At 61.2% G+C, this 16,706-nt stretch carries 15 protein-coding genes; 6 read left to right on the top strand and 9 right to left on the bottom strand.

What is annotated here, in order from left to right:
- Positions 1–13: 13 nt before the first annotated feature.
- The 7 genes from JMN22_RS19135 to gloB form a co-directional block, all read right to left on the bottom strand.
- On the bottom strand, positions 14–1,624 hold the full coding sequence (locus JMN22_RS19135; RefSeq protein ID WP_198797484.1) for an ABC transporter ATP-binding protein: 1,611 nt from the start codon (positions 1,622–1,624) through the stop codon (positions 14–16).
- 1 nt (position 1,625) lies between these two features.
- Positions 1,626–2,645 carry an ABC transporter permease gene (locus JMN22_RS19130; protein ID WP_030142636.1) on the bottom strand — a complete coding sequence of 340 codons (1,020 nt, stop codon included), beginning with the start codon at positions 2,643–2,645 and terminating at the stop codon, positions 1,626–1,628.
- Between the two features lies 1 nt (position 2,646).
- A complete protein-coding gene (locus JMN22_RS19125) occupies positions 2,647–3,720 on the bottom strand; it encodes a microcin C ABC transporter permease YejB (protein WP_030142635.1) in 1,074 nt (357 codons plus the stop codon).
- Between the two features lie 4 nt (positions 3,721–3,724).
- The gene (locus JMN22_RS19120) at positions 3,725–5,578 is read right to left on the bottom strand and encodes an extracellular solute-binding protein (RefSeq protein WP_198797485.1); all 1,854 of its coding nucleotides are present in this window, start codon (positions 5,576–5,578) and stop codon (positions 3,725–3,727) included.
- The gene (locus tag JMN22_RS19115) at positions 5,575–7,407 is read right to left on the bottom strand and encodes an extracellular solute-binding protein (RefSeq protein WP_206768588.1); all 1,833 of its coding nucleotides are present in this window, start codon (positions 7,405–7,407) and stop codon (positions 5,575–5,577) included. Before JMN22_RS19115 ends, JMN22_RS19120 begins: the two co-directional genes overlap by 4 nt.
- A gap of 284 nt (positions 7,408–7,691) precedes the next feature.
- Complete coding sequence (locus JMN22_RS19110; protein WP_030142632.1) at positions 7,692–9,140, bottom strand: transglycosylase SLT domain-containing protein; 1,449 nt, start codon at positions 9,138–9,140, stop codon at positions 7,692–7,694.
- 99 nt (positions 9,141–9,239) lie between these two features.
- Positions 9,240–10,007, bottom strand: coding sequence for a hydroxyacylglutathione hydrolase (gene gloB / locus JMN22_RS19105; RefSeq protein ID WP_030142631.1), 768 nt, complete (start codon positions 10,005–10,007; stop codon positions 9,240–9,242).
- A gap of 65 nt (positions 10,008–10,072) precedes the next feature.
- On the opposite strand from gloB, the gene JMN22_RS19100 reads away from it, so the two are divergent.
- The 4 genes from JMN22_RS19100 (at position 10,073) to JMN22_RS19085 (ending at position 13,247) form a co-directional block, all read left to right on the top strand.
- Positions 10,073–10,831, top strand: coding sequence for a class I SAM-dependent methyltransferase (locus tag JMN22_RS19100; protein WP_030142630.1), 759 nt, complete (start codon positions 10,073–10,075; stop codon positions 10,829–10,831).
- A 91-nt stretch (positions 10,832–10,922) separates the two neighbouring features.
- Positions 10,923–11,375 carry a ribonuclease HI gene (gene rnhA / locus JMN22_RS19095; RefSeq protein ID WP_030142629.1) on the top strand — a complete coding sequence of 151 codons (453 nt, stop codon included), beginning with the start codon at positions 10,923–10,925 and terminating at the stop codon, positions 11,373–11,375.
- Positions 11,376–11,608: 233 nt separating this feature from the next.
- The gene (gene dnaQ, locus JMN22_RS19090) at positions 11,609–12,370 is read left to right on the top strand and encodes a DNA polymerase III subunit epsilon (protein ID WP_030142628.1); all 762 of its coding nucleotides are present in this window, start codon (positions 11,609–11,611) and stop codon (positions 12,368–12,370) included.
- Positions 12,371–12,632: 262 nt separating this feature from the next.
- Positions 12,633–13,247, top strand: a complete 615-nt coding sequence (locus JMN22_RS19085) for a GNAT family N-acetyltransferase (protein ID WP_030142627.1) — start codon at positions 12,633–12,635, stop codon at positions 13,245–13,247.
- Here the strand turns inward: JMN22_RS19085 and JMN22_RS19080 are convergent.
- Positions 13,213–14,106, bottom strand: a complete 894-nt coding sequence (locus JMN22_RS19080; RefSeq protein ID WP_030142626.1) for a LysR substrate-binding domain-containing protein — start codon at positions 14,104–14,106, stop codon at positions 13,213–13,215. The two genes, JMN22_RS19085 and JMN22_RS19080, sit on opposite strands and share 35 nt — an antisense overlap.
- Positions 14,107–14,191: 85 nt before the next feature.
- The gene (locus JMN22_RS19075) at positions 14,192–14,452 is read right to left on the bottom strand and encodes a hypothetical protein (RefSeq protein WP_030142625.1); all 261 of its coding nucleotides are present in this window, start codon (positions 14,450–14,452) and stop codon (positions 14,192–14,194) included.
- Between the two features lie 186 nt (positions 14,453–14,638).
- Between JMN22_RS19075 and JMN22_RS19070 the strand changes: the two genes are divergently transcribed.
- A complete protein-coding gene (locus JMN22_RS19070; RefSeq protein WP_198797486.1) occupies positions 14,639–15,196 on the top strand; it encodes an NADPH-dependent FMN reductase in 558 nt (185 codons plus the stop codon).
- A 172-nt stretch (positions 15,197–15,368) separates the two neighbouring features.
- On the top strand, positions 15,369–16,652 hold the full coding sequence (locus tag JMN22_RS19065) for an arsenic transporter (RefSeq protein WP_198797487.1): 1,284 nt from the start codon (positions 15,369–15,371) through the stop codon (positions 16,650–16,652).
- Positions 16,653–16,706: the final 54 nt, after the last annotated feature.

Genomic DNA, 16,706 nt, shown 5'->3' with positions numbered 1-16,706 from the left:
CTCCTCTTTCAGGTTATTCGGCAGTTGTTGGGGCCAGGAAGGCGGCCTCCAGCAACTGCTGTGTATAGGGGTGTTGCGGCGCGGCGAATATGCTGCGGGCATCACCTTGTTCGACCACTTGGCCATGCTTGACCACCATCAACTGGTGGCTCAGCGCTTTGACGACAGCCAGGTCATGGCTGATAAACAGGTACGTCAGGTTGTACTTGGTTTGCAGCGACCGCAACAGCTCCACCACTTGGCGTTGCACGGTACGGTCCAGGGCCGACGTCGGTTCATCCAATAGAATCAACGCCGGCTTGAGCACCAGGGCCCGGGCAATGGCGATACGCTGCCGTTGCCCTCCGGAAAATTCATGGGGGTAGCGGTTCCGGGTTTCCGGGTCCAGGCCTACCTCCTTCAATACCGCGATTATCGCTTGTTCCTGTTCGGCCGGGGTGCCGATCTTATGGATCCGCAACCCTTCGCCGACGATCTGGCTCACACACATCCGTGGGCTCAGGCTGCCGAACGGGTCCTGGAACACCACTTGCATTTCCCGGCGCAGCGGCCGGACCTGCTGTTGCGTCAGGCTGTCCAGATCCTTGCCTTCGAAGCGGATCCCACCCTGGCTGCCGATCAACCGCAGGATCGCCAGGCCCAAGGTGGACTTGCCGGAACCGCTTTCGCCAACGATGCCCAGGGTCTGGCCCTGGGGCAGGTTGAAGCGGATGCCGTCCACGGCCTTGATGTAATCGACCGTGCGCTTGAACAGGCCTTTCTTGATCGGAAACCAGACTTTCAAGTCCTCGACCTGCAACAGCGGCGGGCCGACGATGTTGTCTGCCGGGTTGCCGCTGGGCTCGGCGGCCAGCAATTCCCGAGTGTACGGATGTTGCGGCGCGCGGAACAACTCTACGCACGATGCCTGTTCGACGATGCAACCGCGCTGCATGACACATACCCGATGCGCAATTCTTCGCACCAGGTTCAAATCGTGGCTGATCAGCAGCAGCGACATGCCCAGCCGCGCCTGCAAATCCTTGAGCAGGTCGAGGATTTTCAGCTGCACGGTGACGTCCAGTGCCGTGGTCGGTTCGTCGGCGATCAACAGTTCCGGCTCGTTGGCCAGGGCCATGGCGATCATCACCCGTTGCCGCTGGCCACCGGACAGCTCATGGGGCAGGGCCTTGAGGCGCTTGTGAGGTTCGGGAATCCCGACCAGCTCCAACAGCTCCAGCGTCCGCCGAGTGGCGACTTTGCCGGTCAGGCCCTTGTGGATGCCGAGCACCTCATTGATCTGTTTTTCAATGGAATGCAGCGGATTAAGGGAGGTCATCGGTTCCTGGAAAATCATCGCGATCCGGTTGCCGCGGATGTGGCGGATGGTTTTTTCCTTCAGGCCCAGCATGTTCTGGCCGGCGTACTGGATGGTTCCGGTGGGATGATGGGCCAGCGGATAGGGCAGCAGACGCAGGATCGAGTGGGCCGTCACGGACTTGCCGGAGCCGCTTTCGCCCACCAGGGCCAGGGTTTCGCCGCGCTTGATGTCGAAGCTGACGCCCTCGACCACCCGCTGGCGGCGTTCGCCGACGATGAATTCCACCGCCAGGTCGCGCACTTCGATCAGATTGTCCTGGTTCATATCACTTCCTCGGATCGAAGGCATCGCGAGCGGACTCGCCGATGAACACCAGCAGGCTCAGCATGACCGCCAGCACGGCAAACGCGCTGATGCCCAGCCACGGCGCCTGGAGGTTGGACTTGCCCTGGGCCACCAGCTCGCCCAGGGAGGGCGCGCCCGCCGGCAGGCCGAAACCGAGGAAATCCAGGGCGGTGAGGGTGCCAATGGCGCCAGTGAGGATGAACGGCATGAACGTCATGGTCGAGACCATGGCATTGGGCAGGATGTGGCGGAACATGATCGCACCGTTCTGCATGCCCAGCGCCCGCGCGGCGCGCACGTATTCCAGGTTGCGCCCGCGCAGGAACTCGGCGCGGACCACGTCCACCAGGCTCATCCAGGAAAACAGCAGCATGATGCCCAGCAGCCACCAGAAATTGGGCTGGACGAAACTGGCGAGGATGATCAGCAGGTACAGCACCGGCAACCCGGACCAGATCTCCAGGAAACGCTGGCCGGCGAGGTCTACCCAGCCGCCATAGAACCCCTGCAGGGCGCCGGCGATCACGCCGATGATCGAGCTGAGCACTGTCAACGTCAGGGCGAACAAAACCGAAATGCGGAAGCCATAGATGACTCGCGCCAGCACATCGCGGCCCTGGTCGTCGGTGCCGAGCCAGTTCACCGAGGACGGCGGCGCCGGGGCCGGGACTTTCAAGTCGTAGTTGATGCTCTGGTAGCTGAACGGAATCGGCGCCCACACCACCCATGCATCCTTGGCAGCGAGTAACTCACGGATGTATGGGCTCTTGTAGTTGGCCTCCAGCGGGAACTCGCCGCCGAAAGTGGTCTCGGGGTAGCGCTTGAGGGCCGGGAAGTACCAGCCGTCGTCGTAATGCACCACCAGCGGCTTGTCGTTGGCGATCAGCTCGGCGCCCAGGCTCAGCCCGAACAGGATCAGGAACAACCACAACGACCACCAGCCACGCTTGTTGGCCTTGAACAGTTCGAAACGACGGCGATTGAGGGGAGACAGGTTCATCTCAATGCTCCCGGCTTTCGAAGTCGATGCGCGGATCGACAAGGGTGTAGGTCAGGTCGCCGATCAGCTTCACCACCAGCCCCAGCAGGGTGAAGATGAACAGGGTGCCAAACACCACCGGGTAATCGCGGTTGATGGCCGCTTCGAAACTCATCAGGCCGAGGCCGTCGAGGGAGAAGATCACTTCCACCAGAAGCGAGCCGGTAAAGAAAATCCCGATGAACGCCGAGGGGAACCCGGCGATCACCAGCAGCATTGCGTTGCGAAACACATGGCCGTACAGCACGCGGTTGCGCGTCAAGCCCTTGGCCTTGGCGGTGACCACGTACTGTTTGTTGATTTCGTCGAGGAAGCTGTTCTTGGTCAGCAAGGTCATGGTCGCGAAGTTACCGATCACCAGGGCTGTCACCGGCAGCGCCAGGTGCCAGAAATAGTCGAGGATCTTGCCGCCGAGGGTCAGCTCGTCGAAATTGTTGGAGGTCAGTCCTCGCAGGGGAAACCAGTCGAAATAGCTTCCCCCGGCAAACACCACGATCAGCAGGATGGCGAACAGGAACGATGGGATGGCGTAGCCGACAATGATCGCCGAGCTAGTCCACACATCAAAATGACTGCCGTGGCGCGTCGCCTTGGCGATCCCCAGCGGAATCGACACCAGGTACATGATCAGCGTGCTCCACAGCCCGAGGGAGATGGACACCGGCATCTTTTCCTTGATCAGGTCGATGACTTTGGCGTCGCGGAAGAAACTGTCGCCGAAATCCAGGTGGGCGTAATTCTTGATCATGATCCACAGGCGTTCGGGGGCCGACTTGTCGAAGCCGTACATACGTTCGATTTCCTTGACCAGCGCCGGATCCAGGCCCTGGGCGCCACGGTAGGAGGAACCGGCCACCGACACTTCGGCGCCGCCGCCAGCGATTCGGCTGGTGGCGCCTTCGAAGCCTTCGAGCTTGGCGATCATCTGCTCGACCGGCCCGCCGGGCGCGGCCTGGATGATCACGAAGTTGATCAACAGAATGCCGAACAGGGTCGGGATGATCAGCAACAGTCGCCGAAAAATGTAAGCCAGCATTTCGTTACTCCACGCTCGCAGGGGCGGCGATTTGCTGCTCGATGACCTGCTTCTCTACTTCATCGGCCGGCTTGACCTCCGGCTTGACCCACCAGGTGGTCGTGCCGATGTCGTAGGTCGGCGTGATTTTCGGATGACCAATGTGGTTCCAGTAGGCGACGCGCCACGTCTTGATGTGCCAGTTGGGAATCACGTAGTAGCCCCACTGCAGCACCCGGTCGAGTGCCCGGGCGTTTGCCACCAGGCTCTTGCGCGAGTCGGCGTTGATCAACTGTTCCACCAATTGGTCGACGGCTGGGTCTTTCAGGCCCATGGTGTTGCGGCTGCCTGGCTTGTCGGCCGCGGCAGACATCCAGAATTCGCGCTGTTCATTACCCGGCGAACTGGATTGCGGAAAGCTGCCCACCACCAGGTCGAAATCCCGGGAGCGTACACGGTTGATGTACTGGGATACATCGACGCGGCGGATCACCAGTTCGATGCCCAAGTCACTCAGGTTGCGCTTGAACGGCAGCAAGACCCGCTCGAAGTCGGTTTGAGCCAGCAAAAATTCGAGCACCACCGGTTTGCCTTGGGCATCGACCATCTTGTCGTCGACGATGCGCCAGCCGGCTTCTTGCAGCAGTTGATAGGCCTTGCGCTGTTGGTCGCGGATCATACCGCTGCCGTCGCAGATCGGAGCCTGGAAGGCTTCAGTGAACACCTGCTCGGGAATCTTGCCGCGCAGGGGTTCGAGAATCTTCAGTTCATCTTCGCCAGGCAGGCCGGTGGCGGCCATCTCAGAATTTTCGAAATAACTGCGGGTGCGGGCGTAGGCACCGTTGAACAGTTGCTTGTTGGTCCATTCGAAGTCAAACAGCAGGCTCAGGGCCTTGCGCACTCGTATGTCCTGGAAGACCGGCCGGCGCAGGTTGTAAATAAAACCCTGCATGCCGGTAGGATTGCCGTTGGGGATCTGTTCCTTGATCAGCCGGCCTTCGGTCACGGCCGGGATGTTGTAGGCGTTGGCCCAGTTCTTGGCAGTCATTTCCAGCCAGTAATCGAACTGCCCGGCTTTCAACGCCTCGACTGCCACGGTGTTGTCGCGGTAGTAGTCGGTGACCAGCACATCGAAATTGTAGAAGCCGCGATTGACCGGCAAGTCCTTGCCCCAGTAATCCTTGACCCGCTCGTAGCGGATCGAGCGTCCGGCCTTCACTTCGGCGACCTTGTACGGGCCGCTGCCCAGGGGGATTTCCAGGTTGCCCTTGCTGAAGTCGCGGCTGGCCCACCAATGCTTGGGCAATACCGGCAATTGGCCGAGGATCAACGGCAATTCCCGGTTGTTGGTGTGCTTGAACTTGAACAGCACCTTGAGTGGGTCTTCGGCGATGACTTCGGCGACGTCGTTGTAATAGCCACGGAACATCGGCGCGCCGTCCTTGGTCAACGTCTGGAAGCTGAACACCACGTCTTCGGCGCGCATCGGATGGCCGTCGTTGAAGCGGGCTTCGGGGCGCAGGTAGAAACGTACCCAAGCGTTATCCGGGGCTTTCTCGATTTTTTCGGCGACCAGGCCATATTCAGTGAAGGGTTCGTCCAGGCCCTGCTTGGCCAGGGTGTCGTAGATCAGGCCGATGTCATCGGCCGGCACGCCTTTGCTGATGAACGGATTGAGGCTGTCGAAGCCGCCAAAGCCGCCCTGGCGGAACACGCCGCCCTTGGGTGCGTCCGGGTTGACGTAGTCGAAATGCTTGAAGTTGGCCGGGTACTTGGGAGGCTCGTTGTACAAGGTCACGGCGTGCTGCGGCGCGGCACAGGCCAACCCGGCGAATAGCAGGCTGCTGGCCTGCAGGAGCAGGGCGCGTAAAGGCTTCATTGATCTTTCTCCGAAGATTTCAGCCACCAGGCGCTCAAGCCCAAGGTATAGGGCGGCGTGGTGACGAAGGCGAACCGGTTGCGGTACGCCAGGCGATGATAATTGATATACCAGTTGGGAATGCAGTAATGCTGCCAGAGCAGCACGCGATCCAGGGCCTTGCCCGCCGCGACTTGTTCATCGCGGGTCTGGGCGGCGAGAAGCTTTTCCAGCAGGTGATCGACGACGGGGTTGGCGATGCCCGCATAGTTCTTGCTGCCCTTGATCCCGACCTGGCTGGAGTGAAAATACTGCCACTGCTCGAGGCCCGGGCTGAGCGTCTGGTTCAGGGTCAGCAGGATCATGTCGAAATCGAACTGGTCCAGGCGCTGCTTGTACTGGGCCCGATCCACCGTGCGCAGCCGGGCCTGGATGCCGACGCTGGCGAGGTTCTCGACGTAGGGTTGCAGGATGCGCTCCAGGTTCGGGTTCACCAGCAGGATCTCGAAGCGCAGGGGCTGGCCGTCGGCGTTCAGCAGGCGTTGGCCGTCGAGGGTCCATCCGGCCTCCTTCAGCAGGCCGAGGGCCTTGCGCAAGGTTTCCCGGGGAATACCGCGTCCGTCCGTCTGGGGCAGGCTGAACGGTTCGGTCAGCAAACGCAGCGGCAGCTGTTCGCGATACGGCTTGAGCAGCAGCCATTCGTGACCCACGGGCAGGCCGGTGGCGGAGAACTCGCTGTTGGGGTAGTAGCTGAGGGTACGCTTGTAGGCGCCACTGAACAGGGTGCGGTTGGTCCACTCGAAATCGAACATCAGCCCCAGCGCTTCGCGCACCTTGACCTCGGCGAAGGTGTTGCGCCGGGTGTTCATGAACAGGCCTTGGGTCTGGGTCGGAATCTGATGGGGAATCTGCGCCTTGATCACCTCGCCACGGTCCACCGCCGGGAAGTTGTAGCCGTTGGCCCAGTTCTTGGCCTGGTGCTCGATGTAGATGTCGAATTCGCCGGCCTTGAAGGCTTCGAAGGCGACGTCGCTGTCGCGGTAGAACTCGACTTCCATTCGATCGAAATTGTACTTGCCGCGATTGACCGGCAGATCCTTGCCCCAGTAATCCTTGACCCGCTCGAACACCAACTGGCGGCCTGGCTGCACTTTGGTGATGCGGTAAGGGCCACTGCCCAAGGGCGGATCGAAGGTGGTGGCCTTGAAATCGCGGTCTTTCCAGTAGTGCTGCGGCAACACCGGCAGTTCGCCCAGGCGCAAGATCAGCAGCGGATTGCCCGAGCGCTTGAACACAAAACGGATTTTCAGTGGGCTGAGGACGTCGACTCGCAGCACTTCCTGGAGATTGGTCCGGTATTGCGGATGGCCGTCCTTGAGCAGCGTCCGGTAGGAGAACGCCACGTCATAGGCGGTGATCGGCACACCGTCGTGAAAGCGCGCCTCGGGCCGCAGGTTGAACACCACCCAACTGCGGTCCTCGCTGTACTCCACGGATTGGGCGATCAGGCCGTAGCTTGACGTCGGTTCGTCACCGGATGGCGCGTACTGGCCGGTGCCGACCATCAACGGTTCGTTCAGCTCGTTGATGCCGTATTGCAGGAAGTTCGGCGTGGAAACCGGGCTGCTGCCCTTGAAGGTGTAGGGATTGAGGGTGTCGAAGGTGCCGAACGCCATGATCCGCAAGGTGCCGCCCTTGGGCGCTTGCGGGTTGACCCAGTCGAAGTGGGTGAACCTGGCCGGGTACTTGAGCGTGCCGAACTGCGCATAGCCATGGCTTTCGCTGATGGTGGCGCCGGCGGGGGAGCTCAAGGCCAGGCTGATCAGGAGCAGGAGGAGGGGACGTATCAAGTCTGGGATCCGATCCAGGCGGCTTGGGCTGTTATGGGCTGTACAGTAACAGCTTGTATCGGCAGGAAAAAGGCGGTGGGGCTTCTGTAGGCAGTGATACCTACTGGGCAGAAGGCAGTTGTGGCGAGGGGATTTAGCGAAACGTCGCACCGCCCCGCTGGGGCGCGAAGCGCCCCTAAAACCTGACAACCCGGTGTATCAGATAGATCCAGGGGGCTGCTTCGCAGCCCAGCGGGGATAAATCCCCTCGCCACAACAAGCCCCTTGCTACAAGAACCCCGGTGTCAGTGAGGGGAATAGACCGTCAGCATCTGCCCAGGCTTGAGTGCCTTGCCCATGCTGGGATTCCAGCGTTTGAGGTGCTGCATTTCGACGTTGAAGCGCTTGGCGACGACATACAGCGAGTCACCCTGCTTGACCTTGTATTGGGTCTGCTTCTTTTGTTCCTTGCCCTTGGCGGCCACGACGGTGTTGATGCGCTTGCCGCCGGCCTTGGTGGCCTTGACGTCCTGCATCACCAGGGTCTGCCCAACCTTGAGCTTGTTGCCGCTGAGCTTGTTCCAGCGTTGCAGGTCCTTGGTCTCGACGTTGTTGGCCTTGGCGATCTGGGCCAGGTTGTCGCCGCGCTTGACGCGGTAGGTGCGCCTTGCGCCTTCCACTTCGCTGTCATCGGCGGTCTCGAAGACCGGCTTGAGCGAGCGTGGACTGATCAATTCTTCCGGGCGCATGGTCGACAGGCTGGCTGTCAGCAGTTGCGCCTTGGAGGTCGGGACGAGCAGGTGCTGCGGGCCGTCGATGGTGGTGCGTTGCTTGAAGGCCGGGTTGAGCTGGAACAGCTCGTCTTCGTCGATGTTGGCGACTGCCGCGACCTTGGACAGGTCCATGCGCTGGTTGATCTCGACGACCTGGAAGTAGGGTTCGTTGGCGATCGGGTTGAGGTTCACGCCATACGCATCGGGGGCCATCACGACCTGGGACAGCGCCAGCAGCTTGGGCACGTAGGCCTGGGTTTCGCTGGGCAGCGGCAGGTTCCAGTAGTCGGTGGGCAGGCCAAGCTTCTCGTTGCGTTCGATGGCCCGGCTGACCGTGCCTTCGCCTGCGTTGTAGGCCGCCAGCGCGAGCAACCAGTCGCCGTTGAACATGTCGTGCAGGCGCGTCAGGTAGTCCATGGCGGCCGTGGTGGACGCGGTGATGTCGCGGCGCCCATCGTAGAAGCGGGTCTGGCGCAGGTTGAAATAACGGCCGGTGGACGGGATGAATTGCCACAGACCCACCGCGTTGGCCCGTGAGTAGGCCATGGGGTTGTAGGCGCTTTCGATTACTGGCAGCAGCGCCAGCTCCAGCGGCATGTTGCGTTCTTCGAGACGCTCGACGATGTAATGGATGTACAGGCTGCCGCGCTCGCCGGCGTTTTCCAGGAAGGACGGGTTGCTGGCAAACCACAGGCGCTGCTGCTCGATGCGCGGGTTGACGCCGGCGGTTTCCTGGAGCTGGAAGCCCTGGCGCATGCGCTCCCAGACGTCCTGGGGCACCTGGGGGGTGGGCTTTTCCGTGAGCCATACGGGCTTCTGCTTGGCCCGCGCGGCGACATTCGGCTTATGCGCAGCATCGGTCTGCGGCATCTGGCCGCTGCTCTGACAGCCCGCCAGCGTGGCGGACACAGCCACCGCGATGGCTTGAGCCAAGCGGGTCAATGTGTCTGACTGGACGGACCTACGGATAGATGACGACATTGGCTGGAAGTAAGTTCCGGGCAAAAATGTCGGCCGATTCTAGGAAGCGCACCCCAACAGGTCAACCATTCAGAATTTTTGTATCAATCGATAGCTGCCTTAGAACTTATCTTTCCAGGCCCTCAAGGCTGCAAAAACCTCACTCGGCGTCTGGTTTCGCTGGCCGTTCCGTTCGTCTGCTTTTTGTTTAACGGATGTTTCAGCCGTGCGCAAAAATGGATTGGTGAGTTTTTCCAGCGCCAGGGTCGAAGGTAGGGTCATGACGCCCTGGTTGCGTTGCTCGACGACTTTTTCCAGGCGGGCGGCGACGTCCGGATTGCCCGGCTCGACTGCGGCGGCAAACTTCAGGTTGCTCAGGGTATATTCATGGGTGCAATAGACGAGGGTGTCCTCAGGCAGCGCGGCGAGCCGGCTCAGGGAATGGTGCATTTGCTCGGGCGTGCCCTCGAAGAGCCGGCCGCAGCCGGCGGCGAACAACGTGTCGCCGCAGAACAGCAGGCCGCGGTGGTAATAGGCGATATGGCCCAGCGTGTGCCCTGGCACGGCATGGACATCGAAGTCCAGGCCGAGCACAGTGATCTTCGCGTTGTCGCCCAGGGCGATGTCCCGCGCCGGGATGTTTTCGCTGGCCGGGCCGTAGACCGTGGCGTTCGTTGCGCTTTTCAGCGATTCGACACCGCCGACATGATCATGATGGTGGTGGGTGACCAGGATGTCGCTCAGGGTCCATCCGGGATGGGCGTCGAGCCAGGCCCGTACGGGCGCGGCATCGCCGGGATCGACCACGGCGCAGCGTTGGGTCGAGTGGTCCTGTAACAACCAGATGTAGTTATCGGTAAACGCGGGCAGGGCACTGATCTGTATCATCGTGGAATTCGCCAAGCTTGAAACAAAGGCGCATCTTAGAACTTCCTGGCGCGTTGGAGAATGCAATGACCGATGAAGCGTTCGCTCAGGCTGATCCTGACTGGCTGGCATTGATCAGCTCCGCCCGTGAATGGCTGTCCGGCCCTGTCGGGCAATTTTTGCTGGAAGAAGAGCGGCGCATGCTCGAAGACGAGCTGGGCCGGTTCTTTGGTGGCTACCTGGTGCATTACGGCCCTTCGGCGCAAACGCCGCCGTCGGCACCGCAGGTCCAGCGCAATGTGCGCCTGGGCGCGCCGTTGCCCGGCGTGGAGATCGTCTGCGAGGAGCAGGCCTGGCCGCTGAGCGAGCATGCCGCCGACGTGGTGGTCATGCAGCATGGCCTGGATTTCTGCCTGTCGCCCCATGGCTTGCTGCGAGAAGCCGCCAGCAGCGTGCGCCCCGGCGGGCATCTGTTGATCCTCGGCATCAATCCCTGGAGCAGTTGGGGGCTGCGCCACGTGTTCGCCAGCGACGCGTTGCGCCAGGCCCGTTGCATCTCGGCCTCGCGGGTCGGTGACTGGCTCAACCTGCTGGGCTTTGCGCTGGAGAAACGCCGCTTCGGGTGCTATCGTCCGCCGCTTGCGTCACCCAAGTGGCAGGCCCGCCTGGCCGGCTGGGAGCGCAGGGCCGGTGGCTGGCAGCTGTCCGGCGGCGGTTTTTATCTGTTGGTGGCGCGCAAGATCGCAGTCGGGTTGCGCCCGGTGCGCCAGGCGCGACGCGAGCCGATGGGCAAGCTGATTCCCCTGCCAATGGCCAAGGTCAATCGCCGCCACATCGAGCCGTGACCCTTTTCCGCTGGTTCTGGCCTGCATCCGGTTGCGAGTGCTGAACGCGCCCCGGCCGGCAGGTCTTTGTATTTTTTCTGGATAGATTGGCATGAGCGATAGCGTAGAACTCTTCACCGATGGCGCCTGCAAGGGCAACCCTGGTCCGGGCGGCTGGGGGGCCTTGCTGGTGTGCAAAGGCGTTGAAAAGGAGCTCTGGGGCGGCGAAGCCAACACCACCAACAACCGTATGGAGCTGATGGGCGCCATCCGGGGCCTCGAAGAGCTCAAGCGTCCCTGCGATGTGCTGCTGGTGACCGACTCGCAATACGTGATGAAAGGCATCAACGAGTGGATGGCCAACTGGAAGAAACGCGGCTGGAAGACGGCGGCGAAGGAACCGGTAAAAAACGCCGACCTGTGGAAACTGCTGGACGAGCAGGTCAATCGCCACAACGTCACCTGGAAATGGGTGCGCGGACATATCGGCCATCACGGCAACGAGCGGGCTGACCAGTTGGCCAACCGTGGGGTGGATGAGGTGCGGGGCTACAAGCAGGCTTGATCCGGTCTTCTCAGTCTGGTCTGGATTAAACTGTGGCGAGGGGATTTATCCCCGCTGGGGCGCGAAGCGGCCCTAAAACTTGAAAACTCGGTGTATCAGATAGATCAGGGGGCCGCTTCGCAGCCCAGCGGGGATAAATCCCCTCGCCACAAAAGCAGTCTCCGGCTAATCCTTCGCGTGGGCGTGTTAAGATCCGCGCTTTTGCAAGACTGCCCGTTGAGAGCTGAACACTGATGGCCAACAGATCTGTAGTACTGGATACCGAAACCACCGGCATGCCGGTGACCGACGGTCACCGGATTATCGAAATCGGCTGTGTCGAGTTGATCGGTCGGCGCCTGACCGGTCGCCATTTCCACGTTTACCTCCAACCGGACCGCGAAAGCGATGAGGGCGCCATCGGCGTCCACGGCATCACCAACGAATTCCTGGTGGGCAAGCCGCGTTTCGCCGAAGTGGCCGATGAGTTCTTCGAGTTCATCCAGGGCGCGCAGCTGATCATCCACAACGCGGCGTTCGACGTCGGGTTCATCAATAACGAATTCGCCCTGATGGGCCAGCATGACCGGGCCGATATCACCCGGCATTGCACCATCCTCGACACACTGATGATGGCCCGGGAACGGCACCCGGGACAGCGCAACAGCCTCGATGCCTTGTGCAAGCGCTACGGCGTCGACAACTCCGGTCGTGAATTGCACGGCGCCTTGCTCGACTCCGAGATTCTCGCCGACGTCTACCTGACCATGACCGGCGGCCAGACCAGCCTGTCCCTGGCGGGCAATGCCTCGGACGGCAACGGTACCGGTGAAGGGTCCGGCAACCAGGCCACGGAAATCCGTCGTCTGCCGGCAGACCGCAAGCCCGCCCGGATCATTCGCGCCAGCGAAAGCGACCTGGCCGAACATGCCGCACGTCTGGAAGCCATCGCCAAATCGGCCGGCGCCCCGGCATTGTGGACGCAACTGGTCGAGGCGCAGGCTACCGCGAATTGATCCAATCCCTGTGGGAGCGAGCTTGCTCGCGATAGCGGTATTTCATTCAAGGTGAATACTGGCTGGGCTGTCGCTATCGCGAGCAAGCTCGCTCCCACAAGGGTTAGTCATCGTGCATTTTCTCGCCACAATCACCAGTTGCTTCTAACCTGAAGTAAAGGCAGGCCATGGATATCCGCTTGATGCGCACAGATTCGAGAGGCAAGGGCAATGGATGGCATTTCGCTGTTGGTTGCCTCAAGGAATGAGGACCTTCCCCAGTATGCAACCCGTCGTGAATCCCAAGCACCCTGGCCTGTCGGTCCGCGTTGCCGATGACGGATTCGCCGCCTATATCTGGGGCAGCGATTTCAGTTTCGACGTCAGTGCCTATGGCACGGCGCAGATCGGTCGCCCGGTAAGCCAGTGGCCGGTGACGCCCATCGTTCCGTATCGCAAGTGCTATGGCATCGATCCGGAAGAGTTCGGCAGCTTCCGCAATGCCCCGGAAAGCGAAATCTTCATGGCCTATCTGGACGACCAGCCCGTGGGGCATCTGGTGGTCAGTACCAATTGGAACGGTTACGCCCACATCGACGAGTTGGCGGTGCATGCCCCGGCTCGCCGGCATGGCGTGGCGAAGGCATTGCTGGACGTGGCGCTGTTCTGGAGTCGCAAGAAAAAACTCCCGGGGATCATGTTGGAAACGCAGAACAACAACCTCGGTGCCTGCCGGCTCTACGAACGTTGCGGCTATGTGCTGGGTGGCATCGATCACCTGCGCTATCGCGGCATCGATCGGCACACCGCAGAGGTGGCGTTGTTCTGGTACCGGTTGTTCGACGACCCACTGGGCATGACGATCAGTGGTTCAGCAACGCCTCGGCTTGTTCCTTGATCCGCTCCAGCAACGACTGGATCGTGGTCGATGGTTCTGCGCCGTTCAGGCTCAACGCGTAGAGACAGATGGGCACGGCCGGTGACACCGGGCAGATGTCCAGCCCGCTGCCCTTGGCCCCCGAGGCGGTGAACGGATCGACGATGGCGAGGCCTTCGCCGGCCTCGACCATCGCCCGCATCATCTGGTGCGTCTGCACGCGGATCTGGATCACCGGCGCGGGGCGCAGTGCTGCGAGTTTATGGTCGAAGGCCGGGCTCAAGGGGTCGTGGCCTTCGAGACCGACCAGCGACTGGCCCGCCAGGTCCTGAAGCGAAATGTATTTTTGCCGCGGTTGCAGCCAGCCGTGGGGCGCCAGCAATTGCAGTTTGCCTTGGGCGATCATCTGGCACTGGATGTCGGGGTGTTCGGGGTCGTGCAGGCTCAGGCCCAAGTCACTTTCGCGCAGCAACAGATGCTTGACGATGTCGCGGGTCGGCTGGCTGAGGAGCGTGCAAGGCGCGTCTGGATGTCGTCGGCGCAAGGCGGCGATGCTCAGGGGCACCAGTTGTTGGGCCAATGGCGGCGTGCAAATGATGCGAAGGGGCGGCGCCTGGTAGTGTTTCAGGCTACTGGCCAGCCGTTGTATCGGTTCGAGGGTGTCGTACAGCTGCGTGATGCCATCGCGCAACGCCAGGGTTTCGCGAGTCGCCTGCAATCGTCCGCGCACGCTGGCGAACAGCATGAAGCCGAGCTGGGCTTCGGCATCGCGCAGGATCGACTCGACCTCGACTACCGGCAATTGCAGCCATTCGGCGGCTGTGCCCAGGTGGCCAGTCTGCAGCAGCGCCTGGATCACTTCGATGTGGCGTAAACGCATGCAAGAAGTCCGTATTAGGCAGGTAAGCCATTGAGTGGCTGAATCCTAACCCAATTGCGGGTGCGACTTCTGCTCATGCAGGCAGTTATAACGCGATCTGCGGTTCAACTTGGGCCTGAGGCTGCAGCGCTGATTCTGGCTCGCGGATCAGTTGGACGCCGGACTGCACCAGGCGGAAAGTGTCCTCATCCAGCTTGTCGACGCGGTCGCCAATGGCCAGCTTATAGGTGATGACATCCTTGCCACTGCCGTCCTGGGACGGGTCTGATTCTTGGAATTCATGCACCGAATAGACGCGGCCTTCGGCGTCTCGTGCATGAAATTGTCCGACAAGTACTGCTGCCATTGCTTAGAACCTCTGGAAATAGATCACTCGATTTGCGGTTCTGTAGACCTTGGTCGAGTGCGGTAAGTTTTCCTACAAGAAAAAAATAGTCGGTGTGGCGGGTTTTCGACGTTCCACTGGTCCAATTGTCGTGCCGATCATCTATAACTACAGGCTTCCTTTGAGCCGACAGTCGAGAAACCTCCCATGAGTCATGTCTATACAGTCGCCGTTTTAGTGGGCAGCCTGCGCAAGGCGTCGATCAACCGCAAGATAGCCCTTGCACTGGCTGAACTCGCGCCGGCCCATCTGAAACTGGAAATCGTCGAGATTGGCGAGTTGCCCCTCTATAACGAAGACCTCGACGTCACGCCTCCGGCGGCGTACACCGCGTTTCGCCAGAAGGTGGGGGCGGCCGATGCGTTGCTGTTCGTGACCCCGGAATACAACCGCTCGGTCCCGGCGCCCCTGAAAAACGCCATCGACGTCGGCTCGCGCCCCTACGGCCAGAGCTGCCTGAGCGGCAAACCGGGCGCGGTGATCAGTGCGTCGCCGGGTGCCATAGGAGGTTTCGGCGCCAATCATCACCTGCGCCAATCCCTGGTATTTCTCGATGTGCCCTGCATGCAGCAACCGGAAGCCTACCTGAGCGGCGCGGGCACGGCGTTCGACGAGGCGGGCAACCTGTCGGATTCGGTCAGGCCGTTTTTGCAGAAATTCATCGATGCCTATGGCAAGTGGGTCGAGCAACACAAGAAAGTCTGATAGCACCGCAAACCCCGTGGCGAGGGAGCTTGCTCCCGCTGGACTGCACCGCAGGCCCAAGTTTTCTGCTGTAACGCAGATTTTGGGGCCGCTTCGCGACCCAGCGGGAGCAAGCTCCCTCGCCACAATGTATTGCGCCCTGTCTTTAACGTTCTCTCTCCAGGTTGTTTGAATGCTCGTCGCGTCATTGATTTTCCTGCTGACCATCATGCTGGTGATCTGGCAGCCCAAAGGCTTGGGTGTCGGTTGGAGCGCCACCCTCGGCGCGTTGTTGGCCTTGCTCAGTGGGGTGGTGCAGGTCGGTGACATTGCAGTGGTCTGGCAGATCATCTGGAACGCCACCGGTACGTTCGTCGCGCTGATCATCATCAGCCTGTTGCTGGACGAGGCCGGTTTCTTCGCTTGGGCGGCCCTGCATGTGGCGCGTTGGGGGCGGGGCAATGGACGCAAGCTGTTCGCTTTCATGGTGTTGCTTGGTGCGCTGGTGTCGGCGCTGTTCGCCAACGACGGGGCGGCGCTGATCCTGACGCCCATCGTGATTTCGATGCTGCTGGCCCTGCGGTTTTCGCCCGCGTCGACCCTGGCATTCGTGATGGGCGCCGGTTTCATCGCCGACACCGCCAGCCTGCCACTGGTGGTGTCGAACCTGGTGAACATCGTCTCGGCGGATTTCTTCGGCATTGGTTTCAACCGCTATGCGTCGGTCATGGTGCCGGTGAACCTGGTCAGCGTGGCGGCCAGCCTGGCGATCCTGCTGTGGGTGTTCCGTCGCGATATCCCAAGCGATTACGACCCACATCAACTGGACGATCCGGCGACCGCGATCCACGACAAGGCGACGTTTTATGCCGGCTGGGCCGTGTTGGTGATCCTGCTGCTGGGCTGCTTCGCCTTGGAGCCGCTGGGGATTCCCATCAGTGCGATTTCCGCGGTTTGCGCTGCGTTGCTCCTGGCCGTGGCGGCAAGTGGCCACAAGATTTCCACGCGCAAGGCGATGAAAGAAGCCCCTTGGCAAATTGTGATTTTTTCCCTGGGCATGTACTTGGTGGTCTATGGCCTGCGCAACGCGGGCCTGACGGGCTACCTGGCCCATTGGCTCGACGGTTTCGCAGGTTATGGCGTGTGGGGCGCGGCCATGGGCACGGGGCTCCTGACCGCGCTGCTGTCGTCGGTGATGAACAACTTGCCGACGGTGCTGGTCGGCGCCTTGTCCATCGACGCCAGCCAGGCTACCGGCGTGGTCAAGGAGGCGATGGTCTATGCCAACGTCATTGGCAGTGACCTGGGCCCGAAAATCACCCCGATCGGCAGCCTGGCAACCTTGTTGTGGCTACACGTGCTGGCGCGCAAGGATATCCGCATCGGCTGGGGCTATTACTTCAAGGTGGGGATTGTGTTGACGGTGCCGGTGTTGCTGGTGACGTTGGCGGCGCTGGCCGTGCGGTTGTCGCTCTAGACCGTAGCGACCCCTTCGCGAGCAAGCCCGCTCCCACACGGCAAATGATTACCC

The sequence above is a fragment of the Pseudomonas sp. HB05 genome, from assembly GCF_016756915.1.
GTDB classification, from domain to species: Bacteria; Pseudomonadota; Gammaproteobacteria; order Pseudomonadales; family Pseudomonadaceae; genus Aquipseudomonas; species Aquipseudomonas alvandae.
This window is presented reverse-complemented; position numbering and strand designations above follow the sequence as displayed.